The 18198-nt window shown below is 56.2% G+C and carries 14 protein-coding genes; 5 read left to right on the top strand and 9 right to left on the bottom strand.

Annotated features, from left to right (window positions below):
- Positions 1–611: 611 nt before the first annotated feature.
- The 9 genes from ACQZ2L_RS03135 to dnaA all read right to left on the bottom strand — a co-directional run bounded on the left by ACQZ2L_RS03135 (position 612) and on the right by dnaA (position 13605).
- Complete coding sequence (locus ACQZ2L_RS03135) at positions 612–971, bottom strand: histone-like nucleoid-structuring protein, MvaT/MvaU family (RefSeq protein WP_010951431.1); 360 nt, start codon at positions 969–971, stop codon at positions 612–614.
- A gap of 56 nt (positions 972–1027) precedes the next feature.
- The gene (locus tag ACQZ2L_RS03130) at positions 1028–2944 is read right to left on the bottom strand and encodes a TniQ family protein (RefSeq protein WP_010951430.1); all 1917 of its coding nucleotides are present in this window, start codon (positions 2942–2944) and stop codon (positions 1028–1030) included.
- Positions 2945–3019: 75 nt separating this feature from the next.
- The gene (locus ACQZ2L_RS03125) at positions 3020–3979 is read right to left on the bottom strand and encodes a TniB family NTP-binding protein (protein ID WP_010951429.1); all 960 of its coding nucleotides are present in this window, start codon (positions 3977–3979) and stop codon (positions 3020–3022) included.
- On the bottom strand, positions 3976–5934 hold the full coding sequence (locus tag ACQZ2L_RS03120) for a DDE-type integrase/transposase/recombinase (RefSeq protein WP_011953078.1): 1959 nt from the start codon (positions 5932–5934) through the stop codon (positions 3976–3978). The genes ACQZ2L_RS03125 and ACQZ2L_RS03120 overlap by 4 nt, the downstream gene beginning before the upstream one ends.
- Positions 5915–6553 (bottom strand): TnsA endonuclease N-terminal domain-containing protein, encoded by a 639-nt coding sequence (locus ACQZ2L_RS03115; protein WP_011953077.1) that lies wholly within the window; start codon positions 6551–6553, stop codon positions 5915–5917. The genes ACQZ2L_RS03120 and ACQZ2L_RS03115 overlap by 20 nt, the downstream gene beginning before the upstream one ends.
- A gap of 836 nt (positions 6554–7389) precedes the next feature.
- Positions 7390–9810, bottom strand: a complete 2421-nt coding sequence (gene gyrB, locus ACQZ2L_RS03110; protein ID WP_430324643.1) for a DNA topoisomerase (ATP-hydrolyzing) subunit B — start codon at positions 9808–9810, stop codon at positions 7390–7392.
- Positions 9811–9814: 4 nt separating this feature from the next.
- Positions 9815–10918 (bottom strand): DNA replication/repair protein RecF, encoded by a 1104-nt coding sequence (gene recF / locus ACQZ2L_RS03105; protein ID WP_430324642.1) that lies wholly within the window; start codon positions 10916–10918, stop codon positions 9815–9817.
- A 15-nt stretch (positions 10919–10933) separates the two neighbouring features.
- Positions 10934–12037, bottom strand: a complete 1104-nt coding sequence (gene dnaN / locus ACQZ2L_RS03100) for a DNA polymerase III subunit beta (protein WP_430324641.1) — start codon at positions 12035–12037, stop codon at positions 10934–10936.
- A gap of 41 nt (positions 12038–12078) precedes the next feature.
- The gene (gene dnaA, locus ACQZ2L_RS03095; protein WP_101322783.1) at positions 12079–13605 is read right to left on the bottom strand and encodes a chromosomal replication initiator protein DnaA; all 1527 of its coding nucleotides are present in this window, start codon (positions 13603–13605) and stop codon (positions 12079–12081) included.
- A 613-nt stretch (positions 13606–14218) separates the two neighbouring features.
- On the opposite strand from dnaA, the gene rpmH reads away from it, so the two are divergent.
- The 5 genes from rpmH (at position 14219) to mnmE (ending at position 18158) form a co-directional block, all read left to right on the top strand.
- Entirely contained in the window at positions 14219–14353 is a 135-nt protein-coding gene (gene rpmH, locus ACQZ2L_RS03090; RefSeq protein WP_002551315.1) for a 50S ribosomal protein L34, read from the top strand.
- A gap of 13 nt (positions 14354–14366) precedes the next feature.
- On the top strand, positions 14367–14771 hold the full coding sequence (gene rnpA, locus ACQZ2L_RS03085; protein ID WP_101322784.1) for a ribonuclease P protein component: 405 nt from the start codon (positions 14367–14369) through the stop codon (positions 14769–14771).
- Entirely contained in the window at positions 14764–15009 is a 246-nt protein-coding gene (gene yidD, locus ACQZ2L_RS03080; RefSeq protein WP_101322785.1) for a membrane protein insertion efficiency factor YidD, read from the top strand. Before rnpA ends, yidD begins: the two co-directional genes overlap by 8 nt.
- A gap of 2 nt (positions 15010–15011) precedes the next feature.
- A complete protein-coding gene (yidC, locus tag ACQZ2L_RS03075; protein WP_430324640.1) occupies positions 15012–16697 on the top strand; it encodes a membrane protein insertase YidC in 1686 nt (561 codons plus the stop codon).
- A gap of 90 nt (positions 16698–16787) precedes the next feature.
- Positions 16788–18158 carry a tRNA uridine-5-carboxymethylaminomethyl(34) synthesis GTPase MnmE gene (gene mnmE, locus ACQZ2L_RS03070; RefSeq protein ID WP_430324639.1) on the top strand — a complete coding sequence of 457 codons (1371 nt, stop codon included), beginning with the start codon at positions 16788–16790 and terminating at the stop codon, positions 18156–18158.
- Positions 18159–18198: the final 40 nt, after the last annotated feature.

The following is an 18198-nucleotide window of genomic DNA, read 5'->3' as shown; positions in this document are numbered from 1 at the left end:
ATTCTACATCATTTGACAAATCCTTTGACAAGAACTGTATAGCAGGGCCTTTCGATTTGACAAGCGGTCCCCGTGAGGAATGGAGTGCAGAAAACGCCTCCATCAGGAGCTTACTCGTCATTCCAGAAAAGCCTCTACAGACACCATCGCTAAGCCTCTGAGGAAGCACGAATTTTTAATCAGAGCTCTTCCTAGCAGTGAGAAGAAACTCAACGAATCGTCACCAGATAGCTCAATCCAGGGGAACGCTTGCTCTGATGGGGTGGTTCAGAAACGTGCTGTCTGGTCCAGATTTCTCATCTACGAAGAGCACGAAGAGCTCTTGGATCCAGAGTTTGAGGCCGTGATTGGCTGAATGGAGAGGTCGGAAAGAGGAGGGGTGATCCAGTGAAGCACAAGCGCAGTCAGGAGGCTTGCGATGGTGTTCACTGAGATTGAGACGAGAGCATTCCGCATTTTGGAGAGTCCATTTTTTGAAGTGGACCTCTATTTAATGCGCATAAACTGTGTGTCACCACCACCCGCAGAAAATTTCGTCACGCCCCAGAATGGGAATTTGCATTCGGGGCGCACCACGATTCATCTCGTGCCAGAAGCCGCCTGCAGTGCAATCAATTGGCGAGCCAAGACTCGACTACCTCAGCGCCATACTCGTTTTTCCAGGCCTTAAGCGTACGCTGATTACCACCCTTGGTCTCAACAACCTCTCCGCTGTGTGGATTCTTGTAGACCTTCACTTCGCGTGGTTTCCGAGAGGTTTTTGGGGCCATATCAGTGGAAGCCACCGCTTGCGGATCGAGGATCAGCACCACTTGGCGCAGGCCGTAGCCATACTCGTTGAGCAAACTGCGCAGCTTCGTTTCAAATTCCATTTCCTGCTTCAGGGCAGAGTCATTTTTCAGCGCTTCCAGCTCCGCCAGTTGGGCTGCGAGCTGTTGTTCGAGCAGGCGGAATTCAGCGAGACGGGACATAAGATTCTCCAAAATGGGTTCGATGATTTTAGCAATCAAGAAAGAAAGCGTGCTAACTATCTTGATCCCACATGCCTGAATCGGCAATCACGAGGCTGAGCGATCGGTGTGGATAAAAACGTGATGGCTTCAGGATCGTCGATCTGGGCGGCTTCACTTGCGAGGTAATCGATCAGCTTTTTGCTTCTTACCCAAACGTACTGCCGGCAAGCCGCGTTTGGAATGGATGGCCCCGCAACGGGGCGAAACCTGGCCTCCCAAAGGTGCTTGAACGCCTCCCTGGTCGACTTCCCCAAATACACCGCAATCTCCGGTCCCAAGATATAGCCACGCCTGAATCTGTCGATGGCTTGAGGCTTAACCATCAATTGCGTACGCCGGCCTCGTTCGACAGCAGTGCTCCATAGCAGACCCAGTCGAACGAACGCGTATGCGCATTGTTCTTTGACGCCTAACAGCGCAGCAGCCTTGACTACCGACAGGCCGGGAAAGACCGGACTCTTGTTCTCAGCTCGGGCTTGTTGCCACGCTGCAAAATCTTGCGGCTTGAGTAACCACGCCCCTACCGCAACCGAGCCATTCTCAGCTGGGCCGTAAGCGCGAAGTTCACCTGCACGTATTGCCTGAACCAACTCGACCAACCCACCCCCCTTGGGCAGAGAATGCTTGGCCAAGTAGTTGATCGACACCAGGCTCTGGTCAGAGCTGGTAGGCAGCTTCTCATCAATCAATTCGTTGATCGAGCGGCAGTCAATCAGCCACCTTTCGCCTGGGCGCGGTTCTCCACCAAAGAACTGGAGGGTACCACCAGCTAGCAGCTGCCTAACCCGATTGCGACAGAGGCTTAGCAAAGTCGAGGTTTCTTTCATATCAGCCACGCCCTGGAGATGCTGCGAGATTGCCTTCAAATGATCCAGGTCCACGACCGTAAAGACTCGATCTTCATGGACCTTCTCCCGATAGGCGATTTGTCCCTCCTGATGAAGGCGTTTTATGACTGATACCCCGAGACCACAAGCTTCAGCAGCAGAATCGAACGACACCCAACGATGTCTCTCAATCGTCTCCTCACTCAAATTGCGATTTCGCTTCGCTAACGGTGCTTCCCACGCATGCTGCAGAAATGATTCGAACTCTCGACGAAGAAAGTCAAAACAAGAGTCATCCAGATCACGGTGGATGTCGTGGTATATCGGGCCGAACGATCTGCTGAGCGTCCAATGTTCGTTATCGGAATGGACTGCCTTGAGGCCACTCAGCAGTTCTCTGAATGCGAGAGGCCAGTTCATGAGAACCACGCCCGCCGCGTTTGCCATAAGCCGCGATATCTCTAGCGAACCCGAATCAGCAACCTTCAGCGGCTGGGTTCTTTCCGTAGGCAAACTTCTGACAGCGAGACGCGATGACAACTCGTGAAACTGTTCGTAGGTGAGGGCCGCCAATCCCGCGTCAGCTGGCAACGAGTCGGCGTAAAACCTATCTTCAAAGCCAGAGGTGAGCCAGGCGGCCGTATCACTCGCCGGCGCGATCTCAAAATTGGTCCCACTCAATGAGGTGCCACACGCTTGGCAACTATTCGCACTCATTGCGCTTGGATCGGTTTCCTTCAGACAGTTGGGGCACCGCCCGTGGAGTTCAGTGCCGTGGACAGAACACGTCGTAACCAGGGTCAAGCCCCAGCTTTCTCTCCAATAACCGGCTTCGCCCAAACAGATCGGACAGTAACGAGCGTGATGAGTCGTCCATAACTTGACCCCCTTGGGCCTTGGATCACGAAACTCAGCAGATACCGCAGGCCAGCTCAGTGGTCCTTCCATCATCTGCAGCCAGTCCGCAACATCGGTCTCGTCGGCTCGTGCAAAGGCGGTGAGCAGTTCCTTTCTGGGTAATCCGTTGGCTTTCGCCAGGCGCTGCAGGTACCCCAAAAGACTTTCGTCTTGGTGTGGTCGTGGGTTGATTAAAAGACCAAACATTCCTACACATCCATGAAATCGAAGACATAAAAATCAGGGGAGTAGAGCCGGGCCGATAAGCCCGGCCCTTGGCCGTCAGGTACTGCTCTCTTCGAACGTCTCAAACGGCTCCCGCTTCCCGAACAGAGGCTGGAAATTGAAGCTCGCACTGAAGGGGTTTCGATCCTCGGTGGCGTAGCTCCAAACCTCGTCTTCAAAAGCCTGGGCCAGCACAGGAAGTTCAATCCCGACAAGGTCCTGGACTTGAACCAGCCAAACAGCCCTGTCCACAATCTTGATGAGGTAGTCGATCAATCCATAGGAAGCCAGGTAGAAGCGTTTAATCATCGCTGGCTCTACAAAACTGATGGTTTGAACAGGCAGTTCGCCCTCGATTGCCTGCAACAACATCACGAAATGAAGAGACGTATTAGCGGAGAAGGTGAAGCGATCGTATGCCACCGTGGCCGAAAACCTGCGTCGCAGTTGCTCGTTTGCTAGCAGGAGATTTTCGGTGCGCTTCAGCCCAATCAGAACAAACGCGATACTGGTTTCATTCATCAGACTCTTGATCCAGTCTGCTGCCTCATACGCACCATTACGACGATAATCGACCAGGTGCTGCGCCTCATCGAGGACCAACATCTCCACGCCAAGGTTCTTCAGCAGCAGGACTACTCGCGCAAATTTAACCTCTGCCGAATGTCCTCGTGCCTCTGCGAAGGGATCCTTCAGCTCTGCCAAAATGGCTGCTGCCAGGTTCTTTTTGGTTGGAGACGAAGGCATCTCGACGAACAGAACTGTCCGCTTCTGTGGGTCATGGCTCTCCAATTCCTCCAATGACCGAATGTACTCCTTGACCAATGTGCTCTTGCCCACTCCGCTTGGACCTTGGATCAGCAACCCTTTACTTGCTCTGGTACGCCGACTATCGCCGTGGATATCGCCTAGTCGCGTCAACGCTCGCTCGACTTGAGGGCTGTGAATAAAACGATCGCGGAGCGTAAAGCTGTATTCACCATGCTCGTAGCATTCGTACAGATTGATGGCGTTCATGGCTTAGAACTCCCAGCAGGGCGACGAACCGAGACCTTGAAGGCTGCTGGCGGAATGTTAGGAATAGAGTCACCGGTCCATTCCACTTCAGCGAGTACCTTGGGTGGAGGCGTGCTTTCGGTCACTCGACCCTCCTTGTCGATTTTCGCTATGGCAGCTGCGCGTCGTTTTCTGAGCGTCTGCGAACGGCGGGCCTCGTCTGCATCTTCCATAATTTCCTGGTAGCACCTGTGCGTAGCCTCGAAGCTAGGCTGCTCATTATATTTTTCTCGCAGCGCTTTCTCGGCAGCCTTCCACACCTCCCTGCTCTTACCGGCCATTCGCTCATCTTTGGCGGGCACTTTGAAGAACAAGTTTCTGAAGCGGTCGTGAACCCAAACGTGCCCGGCTTCGTCTCGATAGCGGACGTTTACCTTTTCTCCGTCTGCCAAACGCATACGGAGCTCAGCAAGTTCCGTAGAGTGGTAGCCCACTTTGGCAACCTCGATGCCGTAATGGTGAACCTTCACCGAGGCCCGCTTGGCCAGAATGCACTCCAACGAGTCCAGGTCGACGGGAAGGCTGATGACATGGTTCGCCTCGCTAGTCCCCCAGACTTGAGCCGGTGTTCTGTTGTCCAGCCCCCGATGAGGAGTCTGGTGGTAACCATCGACGATCCATTTCACTACCACCGCCTCCAATTGAGGGAGCGTGAAACATGCATTCTTCTCCGAGTCGTAATCGCCACGCTGCTGGATATTCGAGAAGGTGGTACCCGGGAGGTTGTGGATAAGCCCCAGGTTCTGTGTGCTGAAAAAGCGTTCGACGGCACCTTTCCTTTGAGGGGCCCTTGAAGCGGGATACATGATCTCGATACCCAACTCGTTGAATCCCATGATGAGATCGCCCGCGTGAAATTCCGCTGCGTTGTCTGGGACTATTCGAGCCGGCAGCCCACGTGCCCACCATTCATTTCTCACTTTCGGAAAGCGCTTCAGCAATTCGGCTTTTGGACGGATTGAGCGTTCGATCACACGAAGCACGGTTTCCGTATTTGGCGCCGACAGGTGGAGCAAATATCCCATCACCATTCGAGAGAAGCGGTCGAGGACGATCGTCAGATAGGGGCGCCCAATGCACAGCCCCGAGGTTTCATCCACAAGCTGGACGTCCAACAAGGTGTGATCAATTTCCCAACGTTCCAAAATCTCATGGACACGTAGGACACCCGCCGCAACACGGTGCTTCTTGTCTGCTGCGTGTTTTCCGAGCCTCTCCTTATCCACAAGGTACGGATCCAGCTTGGCGATGTACCTTCGGACAGTCATTCCGCTTGGGATCTTGAGCTGATCCGAAGGCAAACGACTTTTGTTCCTCTCTTTTATCTGATCCTCGAATTCTGAAACGACCACGCTGACCGCTGGAATCGTATCCTGCAGGTAGGTTTTATTAATCACCCCTTCAAGAATAACTTCGAGCTCTCCCTGTATCGCGGCAGCCCGACCCTTTTTGGCATGCTGAGGGATAAGCTTTACTACGTTCTGGCCAATGTATTTGGCTGCCCAACGTCGAATAGTGGAAACCGAGGGTGCGCACGCATCCCCAATCTTTTTGGCGATATCTCTAAGCTTCTTGATCATGTCTTCGTCACCCGGTAGCTTGTATTTACCGCGCTTAGTTAGGTCGTCCAGATACTTGCGTCGACGCAATGCCTCATCTCCATGTTTTTTGGGGAAGCATGAAATATCTGGAGGGACGTTCCGCACATACGGAACCCTCCCAAGGTATGGCTGATCAGCGGAGATCTCGATCTCGCGCTTCTCGTAGGCCTCATAGAACTCCTTCTCGGATAGCTTCGTGGGCTCACCAAGCTCATCGAAAAAAAGCAGCTTCCGGTCAATAAGCCTCTTCTCAAGCACCATCAGTACGCCACGAACGATGACGACCAATTTCACCCTAAGGGAAAAGGTTTGCATGACGGTGCCCCCCTTGCAGGAAGACCGGGGAGTCAGTGTCAATTGACCTATCAAGGTCAATGCCCACCACCCCAAGGCCTAACAAGCGCCAGGCTTTCCCCTCACCAACCACGTAGAGCAGATCTGCAACGGTCATAGGCGGCCATTCGTTGAAGGTCGCCATTACCTCCTCCAACGCCTGATGCGAAAGCTCTGGACCGCGCCGGTGATACATCAGCCTTCTAAGATTGGTAGCCAGGGGTTCAGCTTCAATTAACTTTTCAGTGATCACCGAAAAGTTACGGGCAGTGGCGTTGAAGTAGCGCTCAGCGGCATCCAGTCGCTGCCTGACGCTGGCAATCTTCAGTCGGTCGTGAGGCTTCACTTCAAACCACCACTCGCGCCCATCCGCGAGGAAAACCTGTACGTCTGGGTAATATTTGAAGTAGCCCTGGAGCGATGGAACACGTTCCTCACTGGGCTGCGGGACGTAGCCGATGACCGCAGGAGACAGCTCAAGAAGCCGAAAAAGAGCGCCTTCGAGCTGGGACTCCCAGGGCACAGGCTTTTTATTTTTGAGCGATGGGAAGTAGCCGCGGTAATGGTTGGACCGCCGCGTGACCACCTTTCGTACTGTCATGAAACACCTCCGAAAATCTCGAAACGAGCGCCGACGCTGCGCCAAAAAATCAAGGCGCAGGGCGGGCGAAGTGAGGCCTTTCGACAGGCAACACTGTGCCGTCGAGTAACCTCGCTAAGGTCGAAAAAATGGGAGAGGATTGACAGTCGCTTCGAAAAAGCAGACATTGCGGGTTCTGAGGACGCAAGTCTGCTTCGCTAAGCGCGGTCAGTCCTCTCGGGATTGATCGCGTTTTTCTACATTTTCAGGTCTCCTTTTCTCTCATTGGTCATGACTCTCATGACTGATCAGAATCTAAAGCAATCGGCTTGCTCTCTTTATTTCTAAACGGCCACTTCGTGATCGCTGGAGCAATTTGGATCAGGTCTGAAGCTCTCGCTTCAAACAGCTGATTTGGCTGAAAATCTTCAGTGCAAAGCGGAAAAGTTGGTCATAGATCTTATTCCAACATCCCTTCGAAATCTACAAAAAATCCAAAATGGCAACTTCCACCAAATTCCATTTCCATACTAAATTGTTCAAATTAATACTTAACACGTACGCTTAATTAACTATTAAGGTGTTCAAATATTAGTTTTAAAGTCCTCTCAATCTCTCTGCTGCTCAGATCCGCCCGCCGACCCTCTCAGCACTTCCAGCGCCCCATCAAATCACTTCCTCAAATCCCCCCATCTGCATCATTTTCCAATGAGCGGAGTAGGGCGCCCCGGCAGGAATTCCAGGCAAAAAAAAGCCCGCGAAGGCGGGCTTGATGGTGACCGACAGGGGCCATGGTTGAAGCCCGGCCGGTCATCTATTTGTGAAAGCGTGCAGCTTTTCTGTGAACCTACAACAGATCAGAAGTCCAGGTTGGACACCGACAGCGCGTTGTTCTCGATGAACTCACGACGAGGTTCCACCGCGTCCCCCATCAAGGTGTTGAAGATCTGATCAGCAGCGATCGCATCTTCGATGGTGACCTTGAGCATGCGGCGAACCGCTGGATCCATGGTGGTCTCCCAGAGCTGATCCGGGTTCATCTCGCCCAGACCTTTATAGCGCTGGATGGTATGACGCTTGGCGGTTTCGTTCATCAGCCAGTCGAGGGCTTCCTTGAACTCGCTGACAGCCTTGCGACGTTCGCCACGTTGCACGTAAGCGCCTTCACCAAACAGGGTGCTGATCTTGCCACCCAGGTTAACCACGGTGCGGTAATCGTTGCTGCCGAAGAAGTCACGGTTGAAGGTGATGTAGCTCGCCAGGCCGTGGGAGGTGATTTCCACTTCTGGCAGCCAAACGTTGCGCTCTTTGTCTTCACGCAGGCTGGCGTTGTAGGCCAGGCCCGACTTCTGGTTGCTGTGCAGGCGAGCCTGGAAGGTCTTCAACCAAGCCTGCATGTGAGCGTGGTCGCCCAACTGCTCCAGGGTGATTTCATCCATGTAGATGAAGTGCTCGGTCAACTCCTGTGGATACAGGCGCGACAGACGCTTGAGGGTCTTCATCACACTGCGGAATTCTTGGACCAGACTTTCCAGCTGTACGCCGGAAACTGCTGGAGCCGATTCGTCCAGGTGCAGGCTGGCATCATCCAGCGCCGACTGGGTCATGTACTCTTCCATGGCCTCGTCGTCTTTGATGTACTGCTCCTGCTTGCCGCGCTTGACCTTGTACAGCGGTGGCTGAGCGATGTAGATGTAGCCGCGCTCGACCAGCTCCGGCAGCTGACGGAAGAAGAAGGTCAGCAGCAGGGTACGGATGTGCGAACCGTCGACGTCGGCATCGGTCATGATGATGATGTTGTGGTAACGCAGCTTGGCGATGTTGTACTCGTCGCGGCCGATACCACAACCCAGCGCGGTGATCAGCGTGCCGACTTCCTGGGACGAGATCATCTTGTCGAAGCGAGCTTTCTCGACGTTGAGGATCTTGCCCTTCAACGGCAGGATCGCCTGAGTACGACGGTTACGGCCTTGCTTGGCCGAACCACCTGCGGAGTCACCCTCCACCAGGTACAGTTCAGACAGGGCAGGGTCCTTCTCCTGGCAGTCAGCCAGTTTGCCCGGCAGGCCAGCGATGTCCAGTGCACCTTTACGGCGAGTCATCTCGCGCGCTTTACGCGCAGCTTCACGAGCACGGGCAGCGTCGATCATCTTGCCGACCACAGCCTTGGCTTCGTTGGGGTTTTCCAACAGGAAGTCAGAGAAGAACTTGTTCATCTCTTGTTCGACGGCGGTTTTCACCTCCGACGAAACCAGCTTGTCTTTGGTCTGCGAGCTGAACTTCGGATCCGGCACCTTCACCGAAATGATCGCGGTCAGGCCTTCACGGGCGTCGTCACCGGTGGTTGCGACCTTGTTCTTCTTGGCCAGGCCTTCTTGCTCGATGTAAGCATTCAGGCTGCGGGTCAACGAAGAACGGAAGCCGACCAGGTGAGTACCACCGTCGCGCTGCGGAATGTTGTTGGTGAAGCACAGCAGGTTTTCGTTGAAGCTGTCGTTCCACTGCAGGGCAACTTCGACACCTACGCCATCTTCACGCTGGGTGCTGAAGTGGAAGACCTGGCTGTTGACCGGGGTCTTGTTGGTGTTCAGATACTCGACAAATGCACGCAGGCCGCCTTCATATTTGAAGAGCTCTTCTTTGCCACTGCGCTCATCCTTCAAGTGAATGCCTACACCCGAGTTCAGGAACGACAGTTCGCGAATACGCTTGGCCAGAATATCCCAGCTGAAGTGGATGTTTTTGAAGGTGTCAGCAGACGGCTTGAAGTGGATATGGGTACCGGTGCTGTCACTCTCGCCAACAACCGCCATAGGCGCTTGCGGTACGCCGTGGACGTAAGTCTGCTCCCAGACCTTGCCACTACGACGCACAGTCAGGATCAGTTGCTCGGAGAGGGCGTTCACTACCGAGACGCCAACACCGTGCAGACCGCCGGATACTTTGTACGAGTTGTCGTCGAACTTACCGCCGGCGTGCAGCACAGTCATGATGACTTCAGCAGCTGAAACGCCTTCTTCTTTATGGACGTCGACCGGAATACCACGGCCGTTGTCGCGCACGCTGATGGATTCGTCCGGGTGGATGATGACGGTGATGTCATCGCAGTGACCGGCGAGGGCTTCGTCGATCGAGTTGTCGACCACCTCGAAGACCATGTGGTGCAGGCCGCTACCATCATCGGTGTCGCCGATATACATGCCGGGACGTTTGCGTACGGCATCAAGCCCTTTCAGCACTTTAATGCTGGACGAGTCGTACGTTTGATTTTCGCTCATGCCTTCACTCCCGATGGTCGTGGGTCTGGGTGATACGGCCCTGTTCCACGTGGAACAAAGCAACTGGCGTTTCCGTCTGCCAGCCTTCCCTCAGTAATTCGTGATCTACACAGGTGATGAACACCTGGCAGCGTAATTCTTCAAGCAAGCGGCACAGTGCGCGGCGATGCTGCTCGTCCAGCTCAGACGGCAGGTCATCCACGAGATAGATACAAAGACCGCGGCGAGCCTGGCTAACCAGATGACCTTGGGCGATGCGCAATGCGCACACCACAAGTTTCTGTTGCCCACGGGACAAGATATCCGCAGCGTTGTTTGCACCAATACGCAGGCGCAAATCTGCACGTTGCGGACCGGCCTGGGTATGGCCAATCTGCTGATCGCGTTGAAGAGAAGTGGCGAGGACCTCGTTAAGTTCCCGGTCCTTGTCCCAGCCGCGATAGTAGCTCAGGGTCAATCCGTCCAGCTCGACCAGTTCGCTCAGGGTACGCTCGAAGACAGGCTTCAAGGCCTTGATGTAGTTGCGACGGTATTCATCTATCTCCGCGCTCGCCAGACACAGTTCTCGGTCCCAGGCTGCTTGCGAAGCAGCGTCAAGTGTACCATGCCGCAACCATGAGTTCCGCTGCCGCAGCGCCTTCTGCAAGCGCTGCCAGGCACCGAGAAAACGAGGTTCCACGTGGAACACTCCCCAATCGAGGAACTGCCGGCGTATTTTCGGAGCGCCTTCGAGCAGGCGAAAGCTGTCTGGGTTGATCAATTGCAGTGGCAGTAGCTCGGCCAACTGCGCGGCACTGCGTGCGTTCTGCCCATCGATGCGAATGGTGAAATCGCCCTGGCGCTCGCGTGATACACCCAGGTTGCTGGTGCCACCTTCGGCCAGTTGCACTTCACCAAAGACGGTACAGGTCGGCTGCTCGTACTGGATAACCGGCGTCAGCCGGGTACTGCGAAATGATCGGGCCAGGCCCAGAAGGTACACGGCTTCAAGCACGCTGGTCTTGCCGCTGCCGTTAGCGCCGTAAAGGATGTTGATGCGAGGGGAAGGCGTGAGGGTCACTGGGTGCAGGTTGCGCACCGCAGTGACCATGATACGTCGTAGGGACATTCGCTCAGCTACAGATTACAGGCGCATCGGCATGACGACGTAAGACGAGTCGTCGTTGCCTGCTTCCTGCAGCAGAGCACTGCTGTTGGAGTCGGACAGAATCAGACGAACCTGCTCTGTGGTCATCACGCCCAACACATCCAGCAAGTAGCTGACGTTGAAGCCGATCTCCAGCGCGCTGCCGTTATAGTCGACGCTGATTTCTTCTTCAGCTTCTTCCTGCTCAGGGTTATTGGCCTGGATTTTCAGTTGGCCAGCGGCCAGCTGCAGGCGAATACCGCGGTACTTCTCGTTGGACAGAATCGCCGTACGGCTGAACGCTTCACGCAATGCCTGACGATCACCCACCACCAGCTTGTCACCGCCCTTAGGCAGCACGCGCTCGTAGTCAGGGAACTTGCCGTCTACCAGCTTGGAGGTAAAGGTGAATTCACCGGTGGTGGCGCGGATATGGTGCTGGCCGAGCACGATGCTGACCATGCCTTCTGGATCGGTCAGCAAACGCGCCAGCTCCAGGATACCCTTACGCGGCACGATCACCTGGTGACGGTCAGCTTGCTCGATACCAGCGCTCATCGAGCACATTGCCAAGCGATGGCCGTCGGTAGCAACGGCGCGAAGGGTGCCCGGGGACACTTCAAGCAGCATACCGTTGAGGTAGTAGCGAACATCCTGCTGAGCCATGGCGAAGCTGGTGCGCTCGATCAGACGGCGCAGGCGGCTTTGCTCCAGGTCGTAGGTCAGCGAGCCTGGGCCTTCTTCAACAGTCGGGAAGTCATTGGCGGGCAGTGTCGACAGGCTGAAGCGGCTGCGACCGGCTTTAACCAGCAGCTTCTGCTCATCAACCTTGATGTCGATCAGCGCGTCACTTGGCAGGCTCTTGCAGATGTCCATCAGCTTGCGTGCCGGGACAGTGATTTCGCCTGGCTCGGCTGGTTCTTCCAGCTGCACGCGACCAACCAGTTCGACTTCCAGGTCGGTACCGGTCAACGACAGCTGCTGGCCTTGTACGACCAACAGGACGTTGGACAGGACCGGCAAGGTCTGGCGACGCTCGACGACACCTGCGACCAGTTGCAGGGGTTTCAACAGGGCTTCGCGTTGAATGGTGAAATGCATGGTCTAGTCCCTTGCCTTCAAAATGGCTGCGCCGGCGATCATCATGTCGTCAGCGTCCGCAGCAGGTTCTTGTAGTCCTCGCGGATGTCCGCATCGGATTCTTTCAGTTCGTTGATCTTGCGGCAGGCGTGCAGCACGGTAGTGTGGTCGCGGCCGCCAAACATATCGCCAATCTCTGGCAAACTGTGGTTGGTCAGCTCTTTGGACAACGCCATGGCCACCTGACGCGGACGCGCTACCGAGCGCGAGCGACGCTTGGACAGCAGATCGGAGATCTTGATCTTGTAGTACTCAGCAACGGTACGCTGAATGTTATCCACACTGACCAACTTATCCTGCAGCGCCAGCAAGTCCTTGAGCGACTCGCGAATCAGCTCGATGGTGATATCGCGACCCATGAAGTGCGAGTGAGCGATGACCCGCTTCAGCGCGCCCTCCAGCTCACGCACGTTGGAGCGAATTCGCTGGGCAATGAAGAACGCTGCGTCATGCGGCAGATCGACCTTGGCCTGGTCGGCCTTCTTCATCAGGATCGCAACGCGGGTCTCGAGTTCTGGCGGCTCTACTGCAACAGTCAAACCCCAGCCGAAGCGCGACTTGAGACGCTCTTCAAGGCCTTCGATTTCTTTCGGGTAACGGTCGCTGGTCAGAATTACTTGCTGACCGCCTTCAAGCAAAGCATTGAAGGTGTGGAAAAACTCTTCCTGCGAACGCTCCTTGCGTGCGAAGAACTGAATGTCATCGATCAGTAGCGCATCGACTGAGCGGTAGAAGCGCTTGAACTCGTTGATGGCATTGAGCTGCAGCGCCTTGACCATGTCTGCCACGAAGCGCTCGGAATGCAGGTACACCACCTTGGCATTCGGGTTCTTCTTCAACAGATGGTTACCCACAGCGTGCATCAAGTGAGTTTTCCCCAGGCCTACGCCGCCATACAGAAACAACGGGTTGTAACCGTGCTTGGGGTTATCCGCCACCTGCCACGCAGCCGCACGGGCCAGTTGGTTGGATTTACCTTCAACAAAGGTATCGAAGGTGAACGTGCGGTTCAGATAGCTGGTGTGCTTGAGCGCACCCTCTACCTGCACAGTGCGCTGTTCGGTACGCCCAGGTGCAGTTGGCTGCACGGGGGTATCGCCGCCCATCGAGTCAAAGCTGTGCCGCGAAGTCGGTTCTTCGACTTCGTTGACCATTACCGGCTCGATCGATTTGGCCGCAGTGCGCTCTTCGGACGGAGCCGCAGGTGCAGGTTGCTGAGACTGTGCAATCGCCGCGGCAGCAGCACTGACCGGGGCGTTGGGAGCTGCGCGCGCTGCAGAACTGCGGCGGCTGCCTATCAACAAGGACAGCGCCGGTGCAATGCCGCTGCCGTGCTCACCCAGCAGCTCAAGCAGCCGGCCCAGGTACTTTTCATTGACCCAGTCAAGGACGAAGCGATTAGGCGCGTATACGCGCAGCTCGTCGCCTTCGGCTTCGACCTGTAGTGGACGGATCCAGGTGTTGAATTGCTGGGCAGGCAGTTCGTCGCGCAGAAGCTCCACGCACTGCTGCCAAAGTTCCACTGACACGGATATCCCCTGAGTTGAAAGCCGGATGAGGCAAAAAGCAAACCGCCATTGTACCGGGCGGGTGAGTACTTATCCACATAAGAGCGGCATGGATGGCGTGCCAAAGCAGCCAATTGATGTCCGAAAAGCCACCTTAAGCCCTGAATAAGCTCTGTGGATAACCCCACATAAGGGCTATGCACAACCCTGGGCTGAACCCTGTGGATAAAACCCCTGTGGATAAACAGCCATTCGATCCACAGGTTTCGACCATGCGCAGCACAAGCGCAGCACCTGTTTCTGACAGAGTCTACGATCTCTGTACATAGCATGGACAAAGGGCTACGTAATGTTATCCACAGAAAAGGCTGTGTATAAGATCTATAAGTTATTCAGAAAAGCTTTATATATGCCTCTTTTATATTTTCATATTGAGCGTGTCTGTGAAAAGCGCTCAGGCCGATCACGCACTCGGTTCAGCGCCACCTCATCCACCTCGCCGATGAAAAAAGTGCTGCCATCCATAAGGAAAGGCTGGTTGGAAATTGACCTATTGGCTTGCTTTCTCTAGAATCGCCGATCTCTTAAAACGGGGGCCATTCCGGCCCGTGTCGTCGAACCCAGGTAACACGCCATGAAACGTACTTTCCAACCAAGCACCATCAAGCGCGCGCGCACCCACGGCTTCCGTGCCCGTATGGCCACCAAGAACGGTCGTGCAGTACTGTCGCGTCGTCGCGCCAAAGGCCGTAAGCGTCTGGCCGTTTGATTTTTCGGCACAGGTGGTGAGTCAGGACTTCAGTCGGGATAAGCGACTGCTTACAGCCCGGCACTTCAAAGCGGTCTTCGACTCGCCAACTGGCAAGGTTCCAGGCAAAAGCCTGCTTATCCTTGCCCGCGAGAACGGCCTCGATCACCCGCGCCTCGGCTTGGTGATCGGCAAGAAGAGCGTCAAGCTTGCCGTTCAACGCAATCGCCTCAAACGTTTGATGCGTGATTCCTTTCGTCTGAATCAGCAGAGTCTTGCTGGGCTGGACATTGTGATCGTCGCGCGCAAAGGCTTGGGCGAGGTAGAAAACCCAGAATTGCACCAACACTTTGGCAAACTCTGGAAGCGCCTGGCTCGCAGTCGGCCCTCTCCAGCGGTAACTGCCGATCCTGCAGGGGTAGACAGTCCAGATGCGTAAACTGGCCCTCGTTCCGATCCAGTTTTACCGTTACGCCATTAGTCCTCTGATGGCCAGCCACTGTCGTTTCTACCCCAGCTGCTCCTGTTACGCCTATGAAGCCATTGAAAACCATGGCCTCTTGCGTGGCGGGTGGCTAGCCGTTCGTCGCCTGGGGCGTTGTAATCCGTGGAACGACGGCGGTTTCGATCCCGTCCCACCCGCTCCCTCCTCCCGAACTTCTTCGATAGCCGAGTAATCATGGATATTAAACGCACGATCCTGATCGTCGCCCTGGCAATCGTGGCCTACGTGCTGGTCCTTAAATGGAACCAGGACTACGGTCAGGCTGCTCTGCCGACTCAGCACACTGCTGCCAGCAACGCTGCACCGGCTTTGCCGGACACCGTACCGGCTGGTAACAACGACGGCGCCAGCGCCGACGTGCCGAGCGCCAATGCTGATGCCAACCCGGCCGAACTGGCTCCAGTGGCCGTCAGCAAGGACCTGATCCGCGTCAAGACCGACGTCCTTGATCTGGCTATCGACCCGGTCGGTGGTGACATCGTCCAGCTGAACCTGCCGCAATTCCCGCGTCGTCAGGATCATCCGGATATCCCGTTCCAGCTGTTCGACAACGGCAATGAGCGCACCTACCTGGCTCAAAGCGGCCTGACCGGCGCCAATGGCCCGGACGCCCGCGCCACCGGTCGCCCTGTGTATGCCGCCGAGCAGAAGAGCTTCCAGCTGGCCGATGGCCAGGAACAACTGGTCGTCGACCTGAAGTTCAGCGAGAACGGCGTCAACTACATCAAGCGCTTCAGCTTCAAGCGCGGCGAGTACGACCTGACCGTCAGCTACCTGATCGACAACCAGAGCGGCCAACCCTGGTCGGGCAACATGTTTGCTCAGCTCAAGCGTGATGCCAGCTCCGATCCATCCTCGAGCACCGCGACCGGTACCGCGACCTACCTGGGCGCTGCCCTGTGGACGCCGTCCGAGCCGTACAAGAAAGTGTCGATGAAAGACATCGACAAGGGCAGCCTGAAAGAAACCGTATCCGGTGGCTGGGTTGCCTGGCTGCAGCACTACTTCGTGACTGCCTGGATTCCGGCCAAGTCGGACAACAACGTCCTGCAGACCCGCAAAGACAGCCAAGGCAACTACATCATCGGCTACACCGGCCCGGCGCTCAGCGTGCCTGCCGGTGGCAAGGTCGAAACCAGCGCCATGCTGTATGCCGGTCCGAAGATTCAGTCCAAGCTCAAGGAGTTGTCCCCAGGCCTGGAACTGACCGTCGACTACGGCTTCCTGTGGTTCATTGCCCAGCCGATCTTCTGGCTGCTGCAACATATCCACAGCCTGCTGGGTAACTGGGGCTGGTCGATCATCGTCCTGACCATGCTCATCAAAGGTCTGTTCTTCCCGCTGTCGGCTGCCAGCTACCGTTCGATGGCGCGCATGCGTGCCGTATCGCCGAAACTGGCCGCGCTGAAGGAACGCTTCGGTGACGATCGCCAGAAGATGTCCCAGGCGATGATGGAGCTGTACAAGAAAGAGAAGATCAACCCGCTCGGTGGCTGCTTGCCGATCCTGGTGCAGATGCCGGTGTTCCTGGCCCTGTACTGGGTTCTGCTGGAAAGCGTCGAGATGCGCCAGGCGCCATGGATGCTGTGGATTACCGACCTGTCGATCAAGGATCCGTTCTTCATCCTGCCGATCATCATGGGCGCGACCATGTTCATCCAGCAGCGCCTGAACCCAACCCCGCCGGATCCGATGCAGGCGAAGGTCATGAAAATGATGCCAATCATCTTCACCTTCTTCTTCCTGTGGTTCCCAGCGGGTCTGGTGCTGTACTGGGTTGTGAACAACTGCCTGTCGATTTCGCAGCAGTGGTACATCACTCGCCGTATCGAAGCAGCCTCCAAAAGTGCTGCTGCCTAACAGGCTGATACGCTAGCCTGTGAATAAAAACGCCCCCTCGTGGGGCGTTTTTGCTATCTGTGTATTGAATTTGTGGAGAGGCTTGCGAGCATGAACCCTGTGCGTGAAACCATCGCCGCGATTGCCACCGCCCAAGGCCGCGGTGGGGTCGGCATCGTCCGGCTGTCCGGCCCATTGGCCAGCGAGGCCGGGCTGGCCATTACCGGCCGCAGCCTGAAACCACGTTATGCACACTACGGCCCGTTCCGCGACCAGGACGGCCTGGTGCTCGACGAGGGCATCGCCTTGTTCTTCCCCGGGCCGAACTCGTTCACCGGTGAAGACGTGCTCGAGCTGCAGGGCCACGGCGGCCCGGTGGTATTGGACATGCTCTTGCAGCGTTGCCTGCAGTTGGGCAGCCGCCTGGCGCGTCCGGGTGAGTTCAGCGAGCGGGCGTTTCTCAACGACAAACTCGACCTGGCCCAGGCTGAAGCCATCGCCGACCTGATCGAGGCCAGCTCGACTCAGGCTGCGCGAAATGCACTGCGCTCGCTGCAGGGCGAGTTTTCCAAACGTGTGCATGGCCTGACCGAAGCGCTGATTGCCTTGCGCATCTACGTCGAGGCGGCGATCGATTTTCCTGAAGAGGAGATCGATTTCCTCGCCGATGGCCACGTGCTGGGCATGCTCGACGAGGTTCGCACCGCGTTATCCACAGTGCAGAAGGAAGCAGGCCAGGGCGCATTACTGCGTGACGGCATGAATGTGGTGATCGCCGGTCGGCCCAATGCCGGCAAGTCGAGCCTGCTCAACCGCCTGGCCGGGCGCGAAGCGGCGATCGTTACTGAAATCGCCGGCACCACTCGGGACATCCTGCGTGAACATATCCACATCGATGGCATGCCGCTGCATGTCGTGGACACGGCAGGCCTGCGCGATACCGATGATCATGTGGAAAAGATCGGGGTTGAGCGGGCCTTGAAAGCAATCAGCGAAGCCGACCGTGTGTTGCTGGTGGTCGACAGCACCGCGCCGGAAGCGGCAGATCCCTTTGCACTGTGGCCTGAATTTCTCGATCAACGGCCAGATCCAGGCAAAGTCACTCTGATTCGCAACAAGGCCGACCTCAGCGGCGAAGCCGTTGCGGTCGAACAATGCGCCGATGGCCACGTAACCATCACCCTGAGCGCCAAGGGCGATGACACTGGCCTGGAGCTGCTGCGCGAACACCTGAAAGCCTGCATGGGTTATCAACAGACCTCCGAAAGCAGCTTCAGCGCGCGCCGGCGCCACCTGGAGGCGCTGAACATCGCCAGTACGCATCTGGAGCACGGTCGTGCCCAGCTCACGCTGGCAGGCGCTGGAGAGCTGCTGGCCGAGGATCTGCGCATGGCGCAGCAGGCGCTCGGCGAAATTACCGGGGCGTTCAGCTCGGACGACCTGCTCGGGCGCATCTTCTCCAGCTTCTGTATCGGTAAATAATCCACAGATCTGTCGCCTACTGGCCTGAAACGCAGGCCGG

It is taken from the genome of Pseudomonas shirazensis, assembly GCF_050496565.1.
Lineage (GTDB): Bacteria > Pseudomonadota > Gammaproteobacteria > Pseudomonadales > Pseudomonadaceae > Aquipseudomonas > Aquipseudomonas shirazensis_A.
This window is presented reverse-complemented; position numbering and strand designations above follow the sequence as displayed.

Coding starts and splice junctions, on each gene's coding strand:
- ACQZ2L_RS03135 (WP_010951431.1), bottom strand. CDS start 971: ATGTCCCGTCTCGCTGAATTCCGCCTGCTCGAACAACAGCTCGCAGCC.
- ACQZ2L_RS03130 (WP_010951430.1), bottom strand. CDS start 2,944: ATGTTTGGTCTTTTAATCAACCCACGACCACACCAAGACGAAAGTCTT.
- ACQZ2L_RS03125 (WP_010951429.1), bottom strand. CDS start 3,979: ATGAACGCCATCAATCTGTACGAATGCTACGAGCATGGTGAATACAGC.
- ACQZ2L_RS03120 (WP_011953078.1), bottom strand. CDS start 5,934: ATGCAAACCTTTTCCCTTAGGGTGAAATTGGTCGTCATCGTTCGTGGC.
- ACQZ2L_RS03115 (WP_011953077.1), bottom strand. CDS start 6,553: ATGACAGTACGAAAGGTGGTCACGCGGCGGTCCAACCATTACCGCGGC.
- gyrB (WP_430324643.1), bottom strand. CDS start 9,810: ATGAGCGAAAATCAAACGTACGACTCGTCCAGCATTAAAGTGCTGAAA.
- recF (WP_430324642.1), bottom strand. CDS start 10,918: ATGTCCCTACGACGTATCATGGTCACTGCGGTGCGCAACCTGCACCCA.
- dnaN (WP_430324641.1), bottom strand. CDS start 12,037: ATGCATTTCACCATTCAACGCGAAGCCCTGTTGAAACCCCTGCAACTG.
- rpmH (WP_002551315.1), top strand. CDS start 14,219: ATGAAACGTACTTTCCAACCAAGCACCATCAAGCGCGCGCGCACCCAC.
- yidD (WP_101322785.1), top strand. CDS start 14,764: ATGCGTAAACTGGCCCTCGTTCCGATCCAGTTTTACCGTTACGCCATT.
- yidC (WP_430324640.1), top strand. CDS start 15,012: ATGGATATTAAACGCACGATCCTGATCGTCGCCCTGGCAATCGTGGCC.
- mnmE (WP_430324639.1), top strand. CDS start 16,788: ATGAACCCTGTGCGTGAAACCATCGCCGCGATTGCCACCGCCCAAGGC.